This is a genomic window from Rhizobium sp. BE258 (assembly GCF_031457345.1).
Classification (GTDB): Bacteria; Pseudomonadota; Alphaproteobacteria; order Rhizobiales; family Rhizobiaceae; genus Rhizobium.
In genome coordinates this window covers 161,662-182,261 of record NZ_JAVDWL010000009.1, presented here as the reverse complement: position 1 = coordinate 182,261, position 20,600 = coordinate 161,662, and the positions used below count along the sequence as shown (strand labels likewise).

The window sequence follows — 20,600 nt, the reverse complement described above, 5'->3', positions numbered from 1 at the left end:
TGTTCCTTGTGAATTCAAGCGTTCCGGCGGTACGGCACTGTTTTTGCAAGGCCTACAAATTGCTAAGAAGGAACGAACGCCTGATTCCTGCTTTGTCTTCCGGTGACAAAGCGCCATGCCGGATCGGCGCATGCGAGGACTAGATGACGACACCGCGTCAGGCTGACGACTACAATTCCCCGATCGTGGATCGAGGAGGACGTTCCGGCACGGCTATCCGCATCATCCTCCTGGCGCTGGTGCTGATTGCGGCGGCCGCCGCCTTCGTGGTGTTCAAGAGTTCGCTCGACAACGAGATGGTGCTCGGCGTTCTCGGCGTGCTGGCCATGGTCGGCATCTTCTTTCTGGTGTCTTCGGTGATCGGCTTCATAGAAGTGATGCCGCAGCGCCAGTCCGACAGCCTGGCCCGCTCGTTTCTCAACAGTCACCCGGATGGTTCGCTGATTACAGACGACAAGGGCCGGATCATCTATGCCAACGGCGCCTACGGAAAGCTGACCGGCGCGCGCAAGGCAACCGAGGTGCAGACGCTGGAAGCGCTGCTGTCCCGTCACCGCGAGTCCAATGAGGCGCTCTACCGTCTGTCGAACGGGCTGCGCGAGGGCCGCGAGGGGCAGGAAGAGTTCCGGCTGCTGCGGGCGCTCGGACCATCGCCGAATGGTTCCGGGGCGCACTGGTACCGCCTGAAGGCGCGGACGCTGAAGACCGAAGAGAGCGGCAGCAAGCCGCTGCATATCTGGCAGATCAGCGACATCACTTCGGAGCGCGACGATCAGGAGCGCTTCTTCAAGGAATTGCAGAACGCCATCGACTATCTCGACCATGCACCGGCCGGCTTCTTTTCCGCCGGGCGCAAGGGCGAGATTTTCTATCTCAACGCGACGCTGGCCGAATGGCTCGGTCTCGACCTGACGAAATTCATTCCGGGCTCGATGACCATCGGCGACGTGGTGGCGGGCGAGGGGCTGGCATTGATCCAGTCCGTCCAGGCCGAGCCGGGTCTGAAGAAAACCGATACGCTGGATCTCGATCTGAAAAAGTCGAACGGACAGAGCCTGCCGGTGCAGATCGTCCACAGCGTCACGTCGATGCGCGACGGTGCGCCGGGCGAAAGCCGGACGATCGTGCTGCGGCGCGAGCCGGGCACCGAGAGCGAGCAATCCGCCTCCGCCGCGGTCATGCGCTTTACCCGTTTCTTCAACAATACGCCGATGGCGATCGCGTCCGTCGATGGCGAAGGCCGGATCCTGCGCACCAATGCGCCGTTCCTGAAGCTGTTCTCCGGCTTGGTATCGCGCGATGACGTGGACAATGGTGCACGGCTTGAGGCGATCGTCCAGCAAAGCGACCGTGAACGGCTGCAGAGCGCGCTCGACGCCGCCAAGGACCGGCAGGGCGACATTCCGCCGATCGATTCCCGCACGCCTGACGACGATGCGCGCCATTTCCGCTTCTATATCAATGCCGTCATCGACCAGAGCGACGAGGCGCCGGAAGAGGCGGCGATCGTCTATGCCGTCGAGGTGACCGAGCAGAAGGCGCTCGAGGCGCAGATGGCGCAGACGCAGAAGATGAACGCGGTCGGCACCCTGGCGGGCGGCATCGCACATGACTTCAACAACGTGCTGACGGCGATCTTGCTATCCTCCGACCACCTGCTGCTGCAGGCGAGGCCGGCCGATGCGAGCTTCGCCGATCTGATGGAAATCAAGCGCAACGCGAACCGCGCGGCGGTGCTGGTGCGCCAGCTGCTGGCCTTCTCGCGCAAGCAGACGATGCGGCCGTCGGTGCTCAATCTGACCGATGTCGTCGGCGACCTCCGCATGCTGGTCGACCGGTTGCTGTCGGGCACCAACGTCAAGCTTGATGTCGAATATGGCCGCGATCTCTGGCCCGTCAAAACCGACCTCTCTCAGTTCGAACAGGTGCTGATCAACCTCTGCGTCAACGCCCGCGACGCCATGCCCGAGGGCGGCAAGTTGACGGTGCGGACACGCAACGTGACAGCGGACGAAGTCGCGGCCTTCAACTATTCCTATATGCCGAACGAAGAGATGGTTCTGGTCGAAGTCAAGGACACCGGCACCGGTATCGCGCCCGAGATCATGGACAAGATCTTCGAGCCGTTCTTCACCACCAAGGAAGTGGGCAAGGGGACAGGCCTCGGGCTGGCGATGGTCTATGGCATCGTCAAGCAATCCGGCGGCTATATCCAGCCGGAATCAGAAGTCGGTAAGGGAACCACCTTCCGGGTGTTCCTGCCGCGCCATATCGTCGAGCCGGTCATCGCTGCCGAGGGGAGCGCGGACGGCTCTGTTGCCAGCAATGTCGTGCAGATGCCTGTCGCGGCGCAGCCGGAGCAGCCGGAAGACCTGACCGGCAATGCGGTCATTCTGCTTGTCGAGGACGAGGAAGCGGTGCGCCGCGGCGGCAAGCGGATGCTTGAGACCCGCGGCTATACCGTTCACGAGGCGGGATCGGGCATCGAGGCGCTTGATATTCTGGAAGAGCTCGACGGCAAGGTGGATATCGTCGTTTCCGATGTCGTCATGCCGGAGATGGACGGACCGAGCCTGCTGCGCGAGCTGCGCAAGACATATCCTGATATGAAGTTTGTCTTCGTTTCCGGTTATGCCGAAGATGCGTTTGCGCGCAACCTGCCGGAGGGCTCGAAATTCGGCTTCCTGCCGAAGCCGTTCTCGCTGAAGCAGCTGGCCGTCGTCGTCAAGGAAACGCTCGACAGCAAATGACGGGAGGCGTTTCCGCCTCCCGGATTCTCAATTCATTCAGGCGTCCAGCGCCACGGCGATTTCGGCCGCCAGCCGCGCGTTGTTTTCAACCAGCGCAATATTGGTCTTCAGGCTCTGGCCGTCGGTCAGGTCGAAGATGGTGCTGAGCAGGTAGGGCGTGACCGCCTTGCCGGTGATTTCGTCGCGCTCGGCGCTGTCGAGTGCCCGCTCGATATAGATTTCCATCTCCTCGCGCGGAATCTCGTCGGCTTCCGGAACCGGATTGGCGATCAGCAAGCCGCCGTCGATGCCGAGCTGTTCGCGCGTCGTCTGGAAATTGGCGATCGCCGCCGGGCTGTTCAGCGTCAGAGGGCTCTTGAGGCCCGACTTGCGCGACCAGAAGGCCGGGAATTCTTCGTTCTCATAGGTGACGACGGGAACGCCGGAGGTTTCCAGCACTTCCAGTGTTTTCGGAATGTCGAGGATCGCCTTGGCGCCGGCGCAGACGACGATGACGCCGGTGCGGGCGAGCTCCTGCAGGTCGGCCGAAATGTCGAAGCTCTCTTCGGCGCCGCGATGCACGCCGCCGATGCCACCGGTGGCGAAGACCTTGATGCCGGCACGCGCCGCCGCAATCATTGTCGCAGCCACGGTCGTGGCGCCGGTGCGGCGCTCGGCGATCGAGAAGGCGAGGTCGGCGCGCGACACCTTCATGACGTCCTTTTCCTTGGCGAGCCTTTCAAGCTCTTCAGGCTCGAGGCCGATATGCAGGACACCGTGCATGACCGCGATGGTCGCCGGAATGGCGCCCTGTTCGCGAATGATCGCCTCGACGCTGCGGGCCATCTCGATATTGCCAGGGTAGGGCATGCCATGAGTAATGATGGTCGATTCCAGCGCGACCAGCGGTGCACCGCGCTGCTTGGCGGCGGCAACTTCCTTCGAATAGGAGATCGGCAGCAGAGGGGAGATCGGTTTCGTCATTGTCGTTTCCAGTTCATCGATAAGCGCGCTTCAATGCAGAATTCTGGCGGCCGGAACAAGGGCCAGCGTGTCGCGGAGGAGCTCCGGCGTCAGTTTTTCGCTGACGGCAAGCGGCGATTGGACGGTGACGGCTGCTGCCGCAGCGCCGTGGCGCACGGCTTCCTCCAGCGGCAAACCGTGCATGAATGCAGATAGTACTCCGGCGGCAAGCGAATCCCCGGCGCCCGTGACGTCGGCCACGCTATCGACGGCCGGCGGCTGCAGCGCGATTGACTGCTTGCCGGCAAAGGCGATCAGTTCGCGCTGTCCGCGGGTGACGACGCCGCCCTTCAATCCCGTGTCACCGAGCAGCGACACCCAGCCTGCGGCATCGTCGGGGCGTCCTCCGGCGAGTGCCGTGGCTTCCGCCTCGTTGAGGAACAGGAAGTCGATGCCTTCGGCGCAGGCCTTCAGCTTGACCACCTTGGCCGGCGAAATGGCAATCGCCGCCACCGGTTTGCCGAGGCTGTTTGCCCGGGTGACGATGGCCGCAATCGTGTCTTCCGGCAGGTTGGCGTCGAAGAGGATCAGATCGTTGTCGGCAAAGGCCTCGCGCACTGCGCGGATGGCGAGGCGGCGGGGCGAGAAATAGCGGTAGAGGTCCATATCGGCGAGCGCGATGACGAGATTGCCGTCGCGCTCGATGATCGCGGTGTAGCTCGGCGTCTTGCGATCGAGGAAGACGAACGGGCGGTCGTTGACACCGGCGGCACAGGCAGCCTCCGTCACCATCTCGCCGGTCGGATCACCGCCGCGCGGTGAAATCATCGTCACGTCGAAGCCGAGGCGGGCAAGATTGCGCGCCGCATTGAAGCCGCCGCCGCCGGCTTCCTCGAACCAGGAGCCCGGATTGCTGGATCCCAGCGCGGTGTCGCCGGATATGCGTCCGCGCCGGTCGATATGGGCGCCGCCGAGCACGAGAATCTTGCGCTTCATGCGCGAGCTCCAGAGGGGGCGATTTCGCCGAATCGAGCCATCTGCTGCAGCTCGCCGTCAGGCCGTGTCACGCTTCTAAGCCCTTGCGCCGCATCAATAAAACAAATGTAGAACACGTACTGATTTACCTTTTCGTTTCAATCATTTGAACGCCACTTGCACAATGAGAACAAATCACGTACAAAATCGGCATCGGCGGCGACATTGCTAGAGCGGCTTCAATAACCTAAAGGTGGATCGAATGTCACAGAATACATTGCGGCTTGTAGAGGACAAATCGGTGGACAAAAGCAAGGCACTTGAAGCGGCACTCTCTCAGATCGAGCGGTCGTTCGGCAAGGGCTCTATCATGAAGCTCGGCTCGAATGAGAGCGTGGTCGAGATCGAGACTGTTTCGACGGGCTCTCTCGGACTGGATATCGCACTCGGCATTGGCGGTCTTCCCAAGGGCCGCATCATCGAGATTTACGGACCGGAAAGCTCCGGCAAGACGACATTGGCGCTGCAGACCATTGCGGAAGCCCAGAAGAAGGGTGGCATCTGCGCCTTCGTCGATGCGGAACATGCGCTCGATCCGGTCTATGCCCGCAAGCTCGGCGTCGATCTGCACAATCTCCTCATCTCGCAGCCGGATACCGGGGAGCAGGCGCTTGAAATCACCGATACGCTGGTTCGTTCCGGTGCCGTCGATGTTCTCGTCGTCGACTCGGTCGCTGCACTGACGCCGCGCGCTGAAATCGAAGGCGAGATGGGCGACAGCCTGCCGGGTCTCCAGGCGCGTCTGATGAGCCAGGCATTGCGCAAGCTGACCGCATCGATCTCGAAGTCGAAGACCATGGTCATCTTCATCAACCAGATCCGCATGAAGATCGGCGTGATGTTCGGCTCACCTGAAACCACGACGGGCGGCAACGCGTTGAAATTCTACGCCTCGGTTCGCCTCGACATCCGCCGTATAGGCGCGGTCAAGGAGCGTGAAGAGGTGATCGGCAACCAGACGCGCGTCAAGGTCGTCAAGAACAAGATGGCGCCTCCCTTCAAGCAGGTTGAATTCGACATCATGTATGGCGAAGGCGTATCTAAGACCGGCGAACTGGTCGATCTCGGCGTCAAGGCAGGCATCGTCGAGAAGTCAGGTGCCTGGTTCTCCTATAACAGCCAGCGGCTCGGGCAGGGGCGTGAGAACGCCAAGATTTTCCTGCGCGACAATCCGGATACGATGCGTGAGATCGAGACTTCGATCCGCCAGAATGCCGGCCTGCTTGCAGAGAAACTTCAGAACGGCGGTCCCGATGCCAATGACGGCGATGGTGACGGCGAACCCTAATCATCAGCGCAGTTATGAGTTCGAAACGGCCGCATTTCGCAAGGAATGCGGCCGTTTCGTTTTGCAGGCGGGTTTGCCTGCTGGACAGTGGTTAATGCGGACGATAAAAGCCACTGGATTTAAGATTTGACCTGCCGTGGGCAGCATTGAAGGGCATAGCATGAGCGGTGTGAATGATATCCGGTCGACCTTCCTCGACTATTTCAAGACCAACGGCCACGAAGTCGTTCCGTCGAGCCCGCTCGTGCCGCGCAACGACCCGACGCTGATGTTCACCAACGCCGGCATGGTGCAGTTCAAGAACGTCTTCACCGGTCTTGAAAAGCGCCCTTATTCGACGGCGACGACGGCGCAGAAATGCGTGCGCGCCGGCGGCAAGCATAACGACCTCGACAATGTCGGTTACACCGCGCGCCACCACACCTTCTTCGAGATGCTCGGCAACTTCTCCTTCGGCGATTATTTCAAGGAACGGGCGATCGAGCTTGCCTGGAACCTGATCACCAAGGAATTCGGCATCGACGCCAAGCGCCTGCTGGTCACCGTCTATCACACCGACGACGAAGCCTTCGGTCTCTGGAAGAAGATCGCCGGTCTGTCGGAGGACCGGATCATCCGCATTCCGACCAGCGACAATTTCTGGGCGATGGGCGATACCGGTCCCTGCGGTCCGTGCTCGGAAATCTTCTACGATCACGGCGATCATATCTGGGGCGGCCCTCCCGGCTCGCCGGAGGAAGACGGCGACCGCTTCATCGAGATCTGGAACCTCGTCTTCATGCAGTACGAGCAGATCACCAAGGAAGAGCGCGTCGATCTTCCGCGCCCGTCGATCGATACCGGCATGGGCCTCGAGCGCGTCGCGGCACTGCTGCAGGGCAAGCACGACAATTACGATATCGACCTGTTCCGCGCGCTGATCGAGGCCTCCGAGGAGGCGACCGGCGTAAAGGCTGAGGGCGACCAGCGCGCCAGCCACCGCGTCATCGCCGACCATCTGCGCTCGTCCGCATTCCTGATCGCCGACGGCGTTCTACCGTCCGCAGAAGGCCGCGGCTACGTGCTTCGCCGCATCATGCGCCGCGCCATGCGCCATGCAGAGTTGCTTGGCGCCCGCGAACCGCTGATGTGGAAGCTGCTGCCGGCGCTGATCCAGCAGATGGGCCGCGCCTATCCGGAACTGGTGCGCGCCGAAGCGCTGATCACCGAAACGCTGAAGCTCGAGGAAACCAAGTTCCGCACAACGCTGAAGCGCGGCCTGTCGCTGCTGTCGGAAGCCACGACGACGCTCGCCAAGGGCGACATGCTCGACGGCGAGACCGCCTTCAAGCTCTACGATACCTACGGCTTCCCGCTCGACCTGACGCAGGATGCCCTGCGCGCCCGCGAGATCAACGTCGATCTCGCCGGCTTCACCGATGCCATGGAGCGCCAGAAGGCGGAGGCACGCTCGCATTGGGCCGGCTCCGGCGACAAGGCGACCGAGACCATCTGGTTCGAGCTGCGTGAGGCGCATGGCGCAACCGAATTCCTCGGTTATGCCACGGAAAGCGCCGAAGGCGTTGTCCAGGCGATCGTCAAGGATGGCGCCTCTGCTCCCCAGGCCGTCAGCGGCGACAAGGTGCAGATCGTCGTCAACCAGACGCCGTTCTACGGCGAATCCGGTGGTCAGGTGGGTGATGCCGGCATCATCTCTTCCGACAACGCCAAGATCGAGATCACCGATACGCAGAAGCGCGGCGAGGGGCTGTTCGTGCATATCGGCACCGTCGTCGAAGGCACGATCAAGACCGGCGACGCGGTTGCGATGACCGTGGATCACGCCCGCCGCTCGCAGATCCGCGCCAACCATTCGGCAACGCATCTGCTGCATGAGGCGCTGCGCGAAGTGCTCGGCCACCATGTTGCCCAGAAGGGCTCGCTGGTGACGCCGGATCGTCTGCGCTTCGATGTGTCGCATCCCAAACCAATGTCTTCAGAAGAGCTGAAGGTGGTCGAGGATATGGCCAATGAAATCATTTTGCAGAATTCGCCTGTCACGACGCGTCTGATGAGCGTCGATGATGCCCGTGCCGAGGGCGCAATGGCGCTGTTCGGCGAGAAATACGGTGACGAGGTTCGTGTGGTCGCCATGGGCCAAGGCCTGCATGGCGCCAAGACCGGCAAGCCTTATTCGATCGAGCTCTGCGGCGGCACGCATGTGTCTGCGACCGGTGACATCGGGCTGGTGCGCATTCTCGGCGACAGTGCCGTCAGCTCCGGCGTACGCCGTCTCGAAGCAGTCACCGGTGAAGCGGCCCGTGTCTATCTGGCGGAACAGGACGACCGCGTGAAGACGCTGGCGTCGGCCCTCAAGGTGCAGGCAGGCGATGTGGTTTCGCGCGTCGAAGCGCTGATGGACGAGCGCCGCAAGCTGGAACGCGAACTGGCCGATGCCAAGCGCAAGCTCGCCATGGGCGGCGGCCAAAGCGGTTCGGCGGATGACGCAGCCCGCGAAATCGGAGGCGTCAAGTTCCTCGGCAAGGCCATTACCGGCGTCGATCCGAAGGATCTGAAGGGCATTGCCGACGACGGCAAGGCCAGCCTCGGCTCCGGCGTCGTGACGCTGATCGGCGTTTCCGACGACGGGAAGGCCAGCGCCGTGGTTGCCGTTACCGAAGATCTTGTCGGCCGCTTCAGCGCCGTCGATCTGGTGCGCATCGCTTCTGCAGCACTCGGCGGCAAGGGCGGCGGCGGCCGTCCCGATATGGCCCAGGCCGGCGGTCCGGATGGATCGAAGGCTGACGAGGCGATCGAAGCCGTTGCGGCAGCGCTCGCCGGTTGATCGTCACCGGATGGTGATAATGAAAGGCGGAGACTTCGGTCTCCGCTTTTTTTGTTTTACGCCTGAACTCCGCAGGATTTGTCAAACCGGACTATGGTTGTCTGCAGGTGATCGATTTGCATGAGGTCTGACATGAACGGGCAAACGGCTTGGTCTCTCTATGAAAACCGCCTGAGACGGGTTTCGGCCTATATCCACGACCACCTCGACGAGGAGCTGGATATGGAGCGGCTGGCCGATATCGCCTGCATGTCGAGCTATCACTGGCACAGGATCTACCGGGCGATCTACGGCGAGACGCTGGCGGCGACCGTCAAGCGGCTGCGGCTGCATCGCGCGGCGGGCGATATCGTCCGCACCGGTCTTGATATCAGCGAGATTGCCAAGCGATCGGGCTATCCCAATCTCCAATCCTTCAACCGCATCTTCAAATCGGTCTACGGCATGCCGCCGGCACGCTACCGGAAAGAGGGAAGCCACACAGTCTTCGAACCCTCGATTTCAGGAAAGGCGACAGCCATGTTTGACGTGACATTGAAAACCATCGAGCCGATCGAATTGATCGGCGTGCCGCATACCGGTTCCTACATGCAGATCAGCAAGGCGTTCGAGACACTGTTCGGAACGCTCTATGCCCGTGGGCTGGCGTCACCCGGCATGCGGATGATCGGTGTCTATTTTGACGATCCCGATATTGTTCCGGCTGAAAAACTGCGGTCGGTCGCCTGCGTCAGTGCTGATGAGACCATCGCCGCCGAGCCGCCTTTCGTCCGGCAGTCTCTCAGCGGCGGCGAGTATGCAGTGCTGCGCCACAAGGGTCCCTATGCGGACATGCACAAGGCCTATCAGTGGCTCTATGCTGAATGGCTGCCGGTTTCCGGCCGGCAGCTGCGCGACGGGCTGATGTTCGAGGAATATCTGAACAACCCGCGCGACACAGCGCCGACCGGGCTGCTGACGGATATCTACATGCCGCTAGTGTGAGTGGGCCTTCAGCTGCATGTCCTGCATCGCTTCATCATCCAGTGCGTTGGCCCGCTGGTAGGCATCCCGGTTGGCGACACGGCCGAGATAATCGGCAAATGCCGGCCGCTGCTCGAGCGAACCGAAATTCAGGCCCCAGCCGATATGCGAACCAACATAGACATCGGCGGCCGTGAAGCGGTCGCCGGCGATATAGGGGTTGTCGGTCACGGCTTTTTCCAGCGTGTCCATGACATTGCCGAAGCTGCCATATCCGACGCTTCGGGCCTTGTCGGCAGGGGTGACGAAGCCGAGCATACGGATGGTGACGACCGATTCCAGCGGACCGGCGGCGAAGAACATCCAGCGGTAATAGGAGCCGCGCTCTTTAGGGCGCGGCGCCAGCTCCTTCTCCGGAAAGGTATCGGCCAGATAGGCGCAGATCGCGGCGCATTCGGTGACGATGGTGCCGCGATGCGAGATCGCCGGGACCTTGCCCATCGGATTGACCGAGAGATAGTCCGTTCCCTTGATCGTACCGTCGAACGTCTTGATCTCCGTGCGGTAGGGAACGCCTGTTTCCTCCAGCATCCAGCGCGCGATCCGGCCGCGCGACATCGGGTTTGTGTAGAACACCAGCTCTTCGGTCATCATTGTCTCCTCATCGATTGCTGATATCTGGCGCAGGCCAGCGACGCGGCAACGTCTAGGGGAGGATGCTGCCAATTTCTGTCAGCAGTCAGAGCTGCTTTCGGTACTGGATGAAGCCGGAGCGTTCGGCGATCTGATCGTAGAGGCGACGGGCACGCTCGTTGCTCTCGTGCGTCATCCAGTAGAGCCGGCCGGCACCCTGTTCGCGGGCAAGATCGGCAACGCGCTCGATCAGCGCCGCACCGGTGCCAAGACCGCGCTGGTCCGCCTCGACATAGAGATCCTGCAGGTAGCAGGTCCATTTCGGCAGCCAGGTGGAGCGATGGAAGATGGTGTGGACGATACCCTTCAGCTTGCCGTCGTCATCGAAGGCGCCAAAGGCATGCATCGGCTCGTTTGCAGCGTGGAAGCGCGCCCAGGTCAGTTCAGTGGTCTCAGGCGGAATGACGACTTCGTAAAAGGTTTGATAGCCCTTCCACAAGGGCTCCCATTGCGAGCGGTCGGATGGCTCAAGCAGGCGGATCGTCGTCATGTGCTGTTCCCTTGTTGTTGAAATGAAAACGGCGGGAAGATCCCGCCGTTCTGCTGTTCTCTGGTTCTGGCCGCCTCAGGCGCCCATGGCCTTCTTGAGGTTCTCGTCGATCTTGTCGAGGAAGGCAGTCGTCGACAGCCACGGCTGATCCGGGCCGATGAGCAGCGCCAGGTCCTTGGTCATGAAGCCAGCCTCAACAGTGTCGACGCAAACCTTTTCGAGCGTTGCCGCGAACTTTGCGAGTTCCGCATTGTCGTCGAGCTTGGCGCGGTGTGCGAGGCCGCGGGTCCAGGCGAAGATCGAGGCGATCGAGTTCGTCGAGGTTTCCTGGCCCTTCTGGTGCTGGCGGTAGTGGCGGGTCACCGTGCCGTGCGCGGCTTCCGCTTCGACCGTGCGGCCGTCCGGCGAGAGCAGGACGGAGGTCATGAGGCCGAGCGAGCCGAAGCCCTGTGCGACCGTGTCGGACTGGACGTCGCCGTCGTAGTTCTTGCAGGCCCAGACGTAACCGCCGGACCACTTCAGCGCCGAGGCGACCATGTCGTCGATCAGGCGGTGTTCATAGGTGATGCCGAGCTCGACGAACTTGGCCTTGAATTCGGCCTGGTAGACTTCCTCGAAGATGTCCTTGAAGCGGCCGTCATAGGCCTTCAGGATGGTGTTCTTAGTCGACAGGTAGACCGGCCAGCCGCGCATGATGCCGTAGTTCATCGAGGCGCGGGCGAATTCGCGGATCGACTCGTCGAGGTTGTACATCGCCATGGCAACGCCGGCGCCGGGAGCGTCGAAAACGTCCTTCTCGATGACTGCGCCGTCTTCACCGACGAACTTGATCGAGAGCTTGCCCTTGCCCGGGAATTTGAAATCGGTTGCCTTGTACTGGTCGCCGAAAGCGTGACGACCGACGACGATCGGCTTGGTCCAGCCGGGAACGAGGCGCGGAACGTTCTGGCAGATGATCGGCTCGCGGAAGATCACGCCGCCGAGGATGTTGCGGATCGTGCCGTTCGGGCTCTTCCACATCTGCTTGAGGTTGAATTCCTTGACGCGGTCTTCGTCCGGCGTGATCGTCGCGCACTTGATGCCGACGCCGTGCTTCTTGATGGCGTTGGCGGCGTCTACGGTCACTTGGTCGTTGGTGGCGTCGCGGTTTTCGACCGAAAGGTCGAAATAGTCGATATCGAGGTCGAGATACGGATGGATCAGCTTGTCCTTGATAAGCTGCCAGATGATACGCGTCATTTCATCGCCGTCGAGATCGGCGACGGGGTTAGCGACCTTGATCTTTTTCATGTATCTGCCTCGTAAGCTGGTGGGGACTAGGTCCCGTGGCGGGTGATTTTTGAAATCCCGAGCGCTATAGCATTGTGTGCTTGGAACGCAAAGCCGCAAGCACCCCGGAAAGAGCATTTTGGGGCCATTGCCAAGTCCGCGGATTTGATTAGTGTCCGCGGCAATTGCTTCGTTAACGGACATTTCATCATGAAGACGATTGCCTTGCTTTTTACCGTATTCGCCGGTCTTCCAACCCTTGCAAAAGCTGCCGAAATCCCGGCGCCGGTTCAGGAGGTCATGGACGCCACGGTCAACAACTGGTCGGGCGACGACATCGAATGGGTCGACATCTTCGACCCCGGCAAACTCGACACGCGCTACAGCAAGGATTTCGCCGCCAAGTACCGCGAGGCGGCCAAGCATCCCGCCGTGGACGACGGCATTTCACCCTTCGATTACGACGTCATCGTCAACGGGCAGGATGCCTGCCCGTTGGAAGATCTGAAACTGACGCCGCAGAAGACGGTCGATGGTCAGGATGAGGTCGTGGCGTCGTTCCGCAAGATGGCATGCGGCGAGGGTGAAGAGGCCCAGGCGGTCTCCACCGTGCGGTTCGAGATGGCGACGGAAGGCGGCAAGGCCGTGATCGACGACATTATGCTCGAGGATCCCGAGACCAAGGCCACCAGTTCGCTGAAGGCGACGATGGACGAGATCGCCAAGGGCCAGTGAGGGCCGGCCCGGCGTTTGAATTTGCCCGATTTGGCGGTATGTCCTGAGAGGGCATGTTTCGTGACTGCGCCGGATGAGGGTTCATCGGTTGTTTTCGGGCTTCGATCTTCGTGACTGGCTGCTTGCCAACGACCCGGCGCTGTCACGCTTTCGCATGGCATCGCGGGTGACGCTGACGATCGTCATCTCGTTCGCGATCCTATTCTTGATCCATCTCTTTGCTGTGCCGCTACCGACCGCCTCCTATGGTCTCGGCATCGTGCTGTCGATCGAGGGGGGCGTCGCCGTGCGCGACAAGGGCAATTCGCGCCAGCTGATCACGCGGCTGCTCGGATGCCTGGCCAGTCTTGCCGTCGTTGCGATCGCCGCGGCGCTGGAAGATCATCGGGTGCTGACCGATCTGGTCTTTCTGGTGGTGATCTGCCTTGCTGCCTCGGCGCGCGTCTTCGGTCCGCGCGGGTTTGCCATCGGCATGTTTGCCTTTACCTCCTATTTCATGGGGGCCTATTTCCACCCAGACATCGGCGAGTTGTCGCTGATCGCGGTCGGTCCCGTGGTTTCGGCGCTGACCGGCCATGTCGTCCGCGCGATGCTGCTGCCCGATAACTGGCGCCGCGATCTACTGCGATCGCTGGAAAGCGTGCGGGGCAGGGTCAACCAGATCCTCTTCAAGCTGGCAGCGCTTGCTTCGGACGGACAGGTCGGGGAGCACGACCGGCAGGAACTGCGCCAGCTGGAAGATCGGCTGAAGGAAGTGGTGCTGATGGCGGAGAGCTTCATTCCACGGCCGGCCGGCGGCGTCTTCGACAAGGGTGGCGATCCGGCAGCCGAACTGGCGATCCGTCTTTTCGATCTGCATCTCGCCGCGGAAAGCGCCATCGTGCTCAGCCAGCAGAGCCTGCCGGATTTCGCGCTCGTTCACGCCGTCATCGAAGGCAAGCAAGGAAGCCTTGCTCAACAGGATGACACATCGTCCGACCCGGCAGCCGAGACCAGGCGGGCGCTTTTCTGGCTCGGTGACGCCAGACGTCACCTCGTGGAGACAATCGCGCAGGCGCAGATGACCGCATTCGCCGGTGTGGAGCCCGCCGATGACGAGCCGACCGCTGCGGCGATCGACTTTTCCTTTGCCAATCCTTTGATCAAATCCGCCTTGCAGATCACGCTCGCTGCCGCGCTGGCCATGAGCTTCGGGCTGATGCTGTCGCGCGAACGATGGTTCTGGGCGGTGCTCGCCTCGTTTCTGGTCTTCACCAATACAAATTCCCGCGGCGACACGGCGATGAAGGCGCTGCAGAGGTCGCTCGGCACGCTGTTCGGCATCGTCGTGGGCCTCGGGCTTGCGACGCTGCTGACCGGCCATGACGCGATCGCCATCCCCGTCGCGGTCGTCTGCATCTTCCTGGCCTTCTACTTCCTGCAGATTTCCTATGCGACGATGACCTTCTTCGTGTCGATCGTACTCTGTCTCGTTTACGGGATGACCGGTGCGTTGACTGTTGATCTGCTGGCGCTGCGCATAGAAGAGACATTGATCGGCACTCTGGCCGGGACGGCGGTCGCCTTCCTGGTTTTCCCGGCGCGCACCCGTGGCGCACTGGATGCCGCACTTCAGAAATGGTTCGACGCGCTCGATGCGCTGCTCTCGGCGATCCTCGACGGCAAGCCGCGCTACGAGCTCATCTCGCTTTCTCAGACGCTCGATGGTGCCTATCGCGATGTCACCGTCGCCGCACGGCCTCTCGGGTCGGCCTGGTCGGTGGTGACACGTCCCGGCCGGATCCGGCAGACGCTGGCGATCTTTCTGTCGGGCACCTATTGGGCCAGGATCGTCGCCAGCTCTTATGGCGAGGGTCTGAGCGATGCGGACCGTGAAAAGGTGAGGGCGGCGCTGGCGGCTGCGCGGACGCGGCTCTCGGCGGTGGCGCCGCGCGGTTCGGAGTGTTTCTTCGTCGAGCGCCAGTCGGCAGCTTCCGCCGCACGGCATCTGCCGATCTCGATGAGCGGCGCGAGGCTCGGCGTTGAGATGGTCGGCGGCGTCCTCGACCGGCTCTATCCGGCCGCATAAGTCTTGCCGTTTGCCGCGCGCAAGGTTATTCCGGCTCGAAAGCAAGGACGGCATTCATGGCAGGCACAAACAGCGAGCGGGAACTTCTGACCGAAGGACCGGCGATCGTTCTGGTCGAACCGCAGATGGGCGAAAATATCGGCATGGTGGCGCGCGCCATGGCGAATTTCGGCCTTGCGGAGCTGCGGCTCGTCAACCCGCGCGACGGCTGGCCGAACGAGAGGGCGCAGGCGACGGCGTCGAAGGCCGATCACGTCATCGCCGGCACGAAGGTCTACGACACGCTGGAGGAGGCGATCGCCGACCTCAACTTCGTCTATGCGACGACGGCGCGCGAGCGGGACGGTTTCAAGCCGGTGCGTTCGCCCGTGGTTGCCGCCGAGACGTTGCGGACGAGATTTCGCGCCGGGGAGGGCGTCGGCATTCTCTTCGGGCGCGAACGCTGGGGCCTCAGCAACGAGGAAGTGGCGCTGGCGGACGAGATCGTCACCTTTCCGGTCAATCCGGCATTCGCCTCGCTTAACATCGCCCAGGCGGTGCTTTTGATGTCCTACGAGTGGATGAAGTCCGGGATGGACGATCTGGGCGAGGTGCGCTTCCAGGCCATGGAGCAGACGCCATCAACCAAGGAGCAGCTGTTCGGCTTCTTCGACCAGCTGGAAGAGGCGCTCGATGCGCGCAATTATTTCCACCCGCCCGCGAAAAAGCCCAAAATGGTGGACAATCTGCGTGCAGTTTTGTCGCGCCGCGCCTTCACCGAGCAGGAAATCAGCGTGCTGCGCGGCGTAATCTCCTCCCTCGACCGGTTCTCGCGGCAATATCCGCGCGGCAGCCGGGCTCCCGAAAAGACCAAGGAACGGCCGAAAGATGACAGCAGCGGGGAATGAGCTGAAACCGGTCCTGGTTTTCGATTCCGGTATCGGCGGGCTGACCGTGCTGCGCGAGGCGCGCGTGCTGATGCCGGAGCGCGGCTTCATCTACATCGCCGACGATGCCGGCTTTCCTTACGGTGGCTGGGAAGAGCAGGCGCTGAAGGAGCGTGTCGTCAGCCTGTTTGCCAGACTGCTCGAAGAGCATGATCCCGAAGTCTGCATCATCGCCTGCAACACGGCCTTCACGCTTGTCGGCGCCGATCTGCGCGCTGCGTTTCCGCAGATGACCTTCGTCGGAACTGTGCCTGCGATCAAACCGGCGGCCGAACGGACGCGTTCCGGGCTGGTTTCGGTGCTGGCAACGCCTGGCACCGTCAAGCGCGCCTATACGCGCGACCTGATCCAGTCCTTCGCGCAGCAATGCCATGTCCGTTTGGTCGGATCGGAAAATCTGGCGCGGATGGCCGAGGCCTATATCCGCGGCGAGACCGTATCGGACGCCGCGGTGATGAGCGAGATCGAGCAATGTTTTGTCGAAAAGGACGGGCGCAAAACCGATATCGTCGTGCTCGCCTGTACGCATTATCCCTTCATGGCCAATCTTTTCCGGCGGCTGGCGCCGTGGCCCGTGGACTGGCTGGATCCGGCCGAGGCGATTGCGCGCCGTGCCCGCAGCCTCGTGCCCGAAGTTGCCGATGCGGTTCATCCTGACAATTTCGATTTTGCGGTCTTCACGTCGGGCAACCCGGATTTTGCCACCACACGGCTGATGCAGGGCTTCGGTCTCAGCACCCGCTGAGGCGTTTCAACGCTTTCTTTCGCTCTGATGATGACGCAGACTCGCTGCCGGGGAATCAGGTGCGGCGCCTTCCGTGCCTGAGAATGAAGGAATGCGCCGTGCCGCTTCAACGACTTGTCATGCTGATCTTTTTCCTGCAGCCGATCGCCTTCGGCGCCTGGCTGCCACGGATTCCCGACATTCAGGCGAAACTGCAGCTCGGCACTGCCGATTTGGCGATCGCCCTGCTTGGCCTGCCTGTCGGAACGCTGCTGACGCTCTCCTTTGCCGGGCGCGTCGTCTCTCGCATCGGCGGACGGGCGGCGATTATCTATGGCTTTGTCTTTTTCCTCGCCGTTGTCTCGCTGCCGGCCTTTGCGCCGACCGTCACATTGCTGTTCTTCTCGTTGATGATCCTCGGCGTTGCGTTGTCGACCGTCGAGCTCGGCATGAATGTCGAGGCCGACCTGACGGAGAAAGTCACCGGGCTGATCATCATGAGCCGGTCGCACGGCTTCTGGAGCCTCGGCATCATGTTCGGCAGTCTGCTCGGCGTTGGCGCGATCGCCATTGGTGCTGCGCCGCATTGGTCGATCCTGGCAATATCGGTGATCGTGCTACCGATCGCGCTCTTCGTCAGTACCCGCCTGCCAAAACTGCCGGAAAGTCACCATGCGGAGACTGCGGCAAAAAGCGGTTTCAAGCTTCCGGGGCTGGCGCTGCTCGGCGTCTGCGCCTTCGTCTTCGGCGTGACCATGACAGAGGGCGCGATCGCCGATTGGTCGGCGGTCTATCTGCGTGATGTTTTTGGCTCAGATGGAGCGCAGATGGGGCTGGGCTATTCGGTCTTCGCATGCATGGTGGCCGCCGGGCGGTTCAGCGGCGACTATCTGAAAGGCCGCTTCGGCGCGGTGGCGATCGCACGGGCCTGCGGCACCGCTTCGCTTGCTGGGATGGCGATCATCCTGCTGGCACCGGCAGCTCCCCTGGCGCTGATCGGATTTGCGGCTGTTGGCGTCGGCGTCTCGGTCGGCTTTCCGCTTGCGGTTACGGCGGCTGCAGCGCTGACCGACCGGCCGGCGGCCGCGAGTCTTGCGATCCTGTCCTTCGTCGCACTTCTCGGCTTCCTGATCGGTCCGCCGATCATTGGCTTCATCGGCGAATATTGGGGACTGAGGGCAGGGCTTGCGGTGCTGATCGTGCCGCTCTCCGTCAGCCTGATCTTCACCCGGATGCTGACGCCACGCAGCGGCGATGCGCAGAGCCGTCTTGTGGAACGCGAGGCGGTCTGAAGCCTGCAGTCTTTCTGTGGGTTTCGATCAGAGACGGGTAACAAAGACAGCGGCGAATCTGCTAGAGACGGCGGACAGATCTTAAAAGGAATTCGACTTGCAGGTTGGCATCGATATGGGAACGGCGTCCGGCAGCAGCCCGGCGACACTCGATATCGAGGAGCTGCTGGCAACCCGTTTGCTGGTGCAGGGCAATTCCGGCTCCGGAAAATCACATCTGCTGCGTCGGCTGCTGGAGCAATCTGCTCAATGGGTTCAGCAGGTCATCATTGACCCCGAAGGCGACTTCGTGACGCTGAGCGACCGCTTCGGCCATATCGTCGTCGATGGCGAGCGGACGGAGGCCGAGCTTGCCGGTATCGCCAACCGCATCCGTCAGCACCGTGTCTCCTGCGTCCTGACGCTGGAAGGGCTTGATATCGAGCAGCAGATGCGCGCTGCCGCTGCCTTCCTCAACGGCATGTTCGATGCCGACCGCGAATATTGGTATCCGGTTCTCGTCGTTGTCGACGAAGCGCAGATGTTCGCGCCATCGGTCGGTGGCGATGTTTCGGAAGATGCGCGCAAGATGTCGCTGGGCGCGATGACCAACCTGATGTGCCGTGGCCGTAAACGCGGCCTGGCCGGAGTCATCGCTACGCAGCGTCTGGCAAAGCTTGCCAAGAATGTTGCGGCCGAAGCCTCAAACTTCCTGATGGGCCGTACATTCCTCGATATCGACATGGCGCGTGCCGCCGACCTGCTCGGCATGGACCGGCGCCAGGCGGAAATGTTCCGCGACCTCAAGCGCGGCAACTTCGTGGCGCTCGGCCCGGCACTGTCGCGCCGGCCGCTGCCGATCCAGATCGGCAATGTCGAGACATCGGCGCGCTCTTCGAGCCCGAAGCTGATGCCGCTGCCGGATGCTCCGCAGGATGTCGAAGACCTGATCTTCACACCGGACCCGGAAGAGTTTCAGCGGCCGCTCGTTCGCCGCGCTCCGCCAGCACCGCGGCCGACCACCGATATCCTTGCCGAGCTGGCCCGCTCGGCACCAGCAGCCACGCCAGCACCAGCCGAGCCACGCAGCAGCCAGCCGGAGCTTTCGGCAGACGAGCGCGAAGAGCGCCTGTCGGCGGTCCTTGCCGAAATTCTCGACGATCCGGCCTCGGGTTTCCGCACGGATTCGGTGCTCTACCAGGAGTTCCTGGTGCGTCTGCGCATGCGCCGCGTGCCAGGCCCGCCAATGCCGCTGCCGGAATTCCGCCGCCGCGTTGCGGTGTCGCGCTCCGGCGTGGATGCCGAGATGGCGTCAGGCGAAGCCTGGGCGACGGCGCTCTCGCTTTCAAACGGCGTCACCGACGACCTGCAGGGCGTGTTTCTGATGATGGCGAAGGCCGCAATCGGCGGCGAGCAATGCCCGTCGGATGCCCGGATCGCCCGCGCCTACGGTACCCACTCCGCCCGCCGTGCCCGCCGCCTTCTCGGTTATTTTGAGGAACAGGGCCTGATCGTCGTCCACACCGACTTCACCGGCAAGCGCATTGTCGCATTCCCCGATCTGCAGGCCGAGACGGCCCCGGGCTCGGCGGACGCGCCAGACGATGATGCGCTGAAGAGTGCCGCGGAATAATCTCGCTCAAACCCAAGTCTGAATGATCTCAGGGCTTGCATGGATGCAGGTGAGCTCGAGCCGCGTCGTGCCGATGTTCTTGAAGCGGTGCGGCGTCTCGGGGTTGACGACGACGATGTCGCCGGGATTGGGGTCGAGCGTTTCGTTGCCGACCGTGAAGCGCGCCTTGCCGGAGCGGACGATCCACATTTCCGTGTAGGGGTGAGTGTGGAGTGCCGGCCCCTGGCCGGGTTCGCTGTCGATCAGGAAGACCGAGACGGGTGCGCCGAAATTTCCGCCTTCAAAGAGGATGGTGCGATTGGGGAACTGGTTCTGATCTTCGCGCGGGATGATGTGGAACATGATTTCCTCCTTGGATCGTGCGCCGGACTTCGCTATCTAAGTATCTTAGTGAGAAGATAACACAATTTATCTTCTCGTCAAGATAAATTGGAGCTGTTGATGACGACGGAAGACCACGTTGACCGGCTGCGCGCGCTTTGGGCCGAGGAACTGCCCGACCTCGATACGGTGCCGATGAGCATTCTCGGGCGGATCTACCGGCTCTCCAATCTTGTGCGGCCGTCGATCGAGGCGACCTTCGCGGAGTTCGGTCTCGATCGCGGCGAATTCGATGTGATTTCGACGATCCGCAGGGCAGGGCCGCCCTACCGGATGATCCCTACCGATCTCTATCGCCTGCTGATGATCTCGTCCGGGGGGCTGACGCACAGGCTGGACAGGCTGGAAAAGGCGGGGCTGATCGAGCGGCGGCGGTCGGAGCAGGACAAGCGCAGCTTCGAGGTGGCGCTGACGGAAACGGGTATCGCTCGTGCCGAGGCGGCGTTTCGCGAAGACATGGCCCGTGAGCTCCGTCATCTGGACGTGCTCGACGAGGGTGAGCGGAGGGCTCTTGCCGGTCTGCTGCGCAAGCTTGCCGGTTCGATCGAGGCGGCTGGCGCAGACGCGGCGGAGCCAAATTCCGTTTGACAATCCCGTGACTTATCCCT

17 protein-coding genes are annotated in these 20,600 nt (G+C 62.1%); 11 read left to right on the top strand and 6 right to left on the bottom strand.

All coding sequences use genetic code 11. The annotated features are described in order from the left end of the window. Positions 1-143 precede the first annotated feature (143 nt). On the top strand, positions 144-2,750 hold the full coding sequence (gene cckA / locus J2X43_RS27360; protein WP_310300083.1) for a cell cycle histidine kinase CckA: 2,607 nt from the start codon (positions 144-146) through the stop codon (positions 2,748-2,750). 36 nt (positions 2,751-2,786) lie between these two features. Here the strand turns inward: cckA and J2X43_RS27355 are convergent, their stop codons facing one another. Both J2X43_RS27355 and J2X43_RS27350 read right to left on the bottom strand, forming a co-directional pair. Continuing rightward, the gene (locus J2X43_RS27355; RefSeq protein WP_310300080.1) at positions 2,787-3,713 is read right to left on the bottom strand and encodes a pseudouridine-5'-phosphate glycosidase; all 927 of its coding nucleotides are present in this window, start codon (positions 3,711-3,713) and stop codon (positions 2,787-2,789) included. Between the two features lie 30 nt (positions 3,714-3,743). Next, complete coding sequence (locus J2X43_RS27350; protein ID WP_310300076.1) at positions 3,744-4,688, bottom strand: carbohydrate kinase family protein; 945 nt, start codon at positions 4,686-4,688, stop codon at positions 3,744-3,746. Positions 4,689-4,929: 241 nt separating this feature from the next. Between J2X43_RS27350 and recA the strand changes: the two genes are divergently transcribed. The 3 genes from recA to J2X43_RS27335 all read left to right on the top strand — a co-directional run bounded on the left by recA (position 4,930) and on the right by J2X43_RS27335 (position 9,823). Beyond that, positions 4,930-6,015: a recombinase RecA gene (gene recA / locus J2X43_RS27345; protein WP_112387234.1), complete on the top strand. Its 1,086-nt coding sequence runs from the start codon at positions 4,930-4,932 to the stop codon at positions 6,013-6,015. Positions 6,016-6,175: 160 nt separating this feature from the next. Continuing rightward, positions 6,176-8,839: an alanine--tRNA ligase gene (gene alaS / locus J2X43_RS27340; RefSeq protein ID WP_310300072.1), complete on the top strand. Its 2,664-nt coding sequence runs from the start codon at positions 6,176-6,178 to the stop codon at positions 8,837-8,839. A 132-nt stretch (positions 8,840-8,971) separates the two neighbouring features. Then, the gene (locus J2X43_RS27335; protein WP_310300069.1) at positions 8,972-9,823 is read left to right on the top strand and encodes an AraC family transcriptional regulator; all 852 of its coding nucleotides are present in this window, start codon (positions 8,972-8,974) and stop codon (positions 9,821-9,823) included. Here J2X43_RS27335 and J2X43_RS27330 read toward each other — a convergent pair. The 3 genes from J2X43_RS27330 to J2X43_RS27320 form a co-directional block, all read right to left on the bottom strand. Continuing rightward, positions 9,815-10,453, bottom strand: a complete 639-nt coding sequence (locus tag J2X43_RS27330) for a glutathione S-transferase family protein (protein ID WP_310300066.1) — start codon at positions 10,451-10,453, stop codon at positions 9,815-9,817. The genes J2X43_RS27335 and J2X43_RS27330 overlap by 9 nt on opposite strands. A gap of 88 nt (positions 10,454-10,541) precedes the next feature. Further along, on the bottom strand, positions 10,542-10,985 hold the full coding sequence (locus J2X43_RS27325; RefSeq protein WP_310300063.1) for a GNAT family N-acetyltransferase: 444 nt from the start codon (positions 10,983-10,985) through the stop codon (positions 10,542-10,544). A gap of 75 nt (positions 10,986-11,060) precedes the next feature. Then, positions 11,061-12,275, bottom strand: coding sequence for an NADP-dependent isocitrate dehydrogenase (locus tag J2X43_RS27320; RefSeq protein ID WP_112387238.1), 1,215 nt, complete (start codon positions 12,273-12,275; stop codon positions 11,061-11,063). 189 nt (positions 12,276-12,464) lie between these two features. Between J2X43_RS27320 and J2X43_RS27315 the strand changes: the two genes are divergently transcribed. From J2X43_RS27315 to J2X43_RS27290, 6 genes are all read left to right on the top strand, one after another. Further along, a complete protein-coding gene (locus J2X43_RS27315) occupies positions 12,465-12,989 on the top strand; it encodes a hypothetical protein (RefSeq protein WP_310300056.1) in 525 nt (174 codons plus the stop codon). A gap of 73 nt (positions 12,990-13,062) precedes the next feature. Further along, positions 13,063-15,057, top strand: coding sequence for an FUSC family protein (locus tag J2X43_RS27310; protein WP_310300053.1), 1,995 nt, complete (start codon positions 13,063-13,065; stop codon positions 15,055-15,057). A 56-nt stretch (positions 15,058-15,113) separates the two neighbouring features. After that, positions 15,114-15,944, top strand: a complete 831-nt coding sequence (locus J2X43_RS27305; RefSeq protein WP_310300050.1) for an RNA methyltransferase — start codon at positions 15,114-15,116, stop codon at positions 15,942-15,944. Then, positions 15,925-16,728, top strand: coding sequence for a glutamate racemase (gene murI, locus J2X43_RS27300; protein ID WP_112387242.1), 804 nt, complete (start codon positions 15,925-15,927; stop codon positions 16,726-16,728). The genes J2X43_RS27305 and murI overlap by 20 nt, the downstream gene beginning before the upstream one ends. Before the next feature lie 83 nt (positions 16,729-16,811). Next, positions 16,812-17,999, top strand: a complete 1,188-nt coding sequence (locus J2X43_RS27295) for an MFS transporter (protein WP_405049653.1) — start codon at positions 16,812-16,814, stop codon at positions 17,997-17,999. A gap of 97 nt (positions 18,000-18,096) precedes the next feature. Beyond that, positions 18,097-19,611 carry an ATP-binding protein gene (locus tag J2X43_RS27290; RefSeq protein ID WP_310300044.1) on the top strand — a complete coding sequence of 505 codons (1,515 nt, stop codon included), beginning with the start codon at positions 18,097-18,099 and terminating at the stop codon, positions 19,609-19,611. 6 nt (positions 19,612-19,617) lie between these two features. Here the strand turns inward: J2X43_RS27290 and J2X43_RS27285 are convergent, their stop codons facing one another. Continuing rightward, positions 19,618-19,953 (bottom strand): cupin domain-containing protein, encoded by a 336-nt coding sequence (locus J2X43_RS27285; RefSeq protein ID WP_112387244.1) that lies wholly within the window; start codon positions 19,951-19,953, stop codon positions 19,618-19,620. Between the two features lie 99 nt (positions 19,954-20,052). On the opposite strand from J2X43_RS27285, the gene J2X43_RS27280 reads away from it, so the two are divergent. Continuing rightward, a complete protein-coding gene (locus J2X43_RS27280; RefSeq protein WP_112516300.1) occupies positions 20,053-20,580 on the top strand; it encodes a MarR family transcriptional regulator in 528 nt (175 codons plus the stop codon). Positions 20,581-20,600 lie beyond the last annotated feature (20 nt).

Excerpts from the sequence above, each read along its gene's own strand:
- J2X43_RS27350 (WP_310300076.1), bottom strand. The coding sequence starts at position 4,688 with ATGAAGCGCAAGATTCTCGTGCTCGGCGGCGCCCATATCGACCGGCGC.
- J2X43_RS27355 (WP_310300080.1), bottom strand. The coding sequence starts at position 3,713 with ATGACGAAACCGATCTCCCCTCTGCTGCCGATCTCCTATTCGAAGGAA.
- J2X43_RS27295 (WP_405049653.1), top strand. The coding sequence starts at position 16,812 with ATGAAGGAATGCGCCGTGCCGCTTCAACGACTTGTCATGCTGATCTTT.
- alaS (WP_310300072.1), top strand. The coding sequence starts at position 6,176 with ATGAGCGGTGTGAATGATATCCGGTCGACCTTCCTCGACTATTTCAAG.
- J2X43_RS27280 (WP_112516300.1), top strand. The coding sequence starts at position 20,053 with ATGACGACGGAAGACCACGTTGACCGGCTGCGCGCGCTTTGGGCCGAG.
- J2X43_RS27335 (WP_310300069.1), top strand. The coding sequence starts at position 8,972 with ATGAACGGGCAAACGGCTTGGTCTCTCTATGAAAACCGCCTGAGACGG.
- J2X43_RS27330 (WP_310300066.1), bottom strand. The coding sequence starts at position 10,453 with ATGACCGAAGAGCTGGTGTTCTACACAAACCCGATGTCGCGCGGCCGG.
- J2X43_RS27320 (WP_112387238.1), bottom strand. The coding sequence starts at position 12,275 with ATGAAAAAGATCAAGGTCGCTAACCCCGTCGCCGATCTCGACGGCGAT.
- J2X43_RS27315 (WP_310300056.1), top strand. The coding sequence starts at position 12,465 with ATGAAGACGATTGCCTTGCTTTTTACCGTATTCGCCGGTCTTCCAACC.
- recA (WP_112387234.1), top strand. The coding sequence starts at position 4,930 with ATGTCACAGAATACATTGCGGCTTGTAGAGGACAAATCGGTGGACAAA.
- murI (WP_112387242.1), top strand. The coding sequence starts at position 15,925 with ATGACAGCAGCGGGGAATGAGCTGAAACCGGTCCTGGTTTTCGATTCC.
- J2X43_RS27285 (WP_112387244.1), bottom strand. The coding sequence starts at position 19,953 with ATGTTCCACATCATCCCGCGCGAAGATCAGAACCAGTTCCCCAATCGC.
- cckA (WP_310300083.1), top strand. The coding sequence starts at position 144 with ATGACGACACCGCGTCAGGCTGACGACTACAATTCCCCGATCGTGGAT.
- J2X43_RS27325 (WP_310300063.1), bottom strand. The coding sequence starts at position 10,985 with ATGACGACGATCCGCCTGCTTGAGCCATCCGACCGCTCGCAATGGGAG.
- J2X43_RS27305 (WP_310300050.1), top strand. The coding sequence starts at position 15,114 with ATGGCAGGCACAAACAGCGAGCGGGAACTTCTGACCGAAGGACCGGCG.
- J2X43_RS27310 (WP_310300053.1), top strand. The coding sequence starts at position 13,063 with ATGAGGGTTCATCGGTTGTTTTCGGGCTTCGATCTTCGTGACTGGCTG.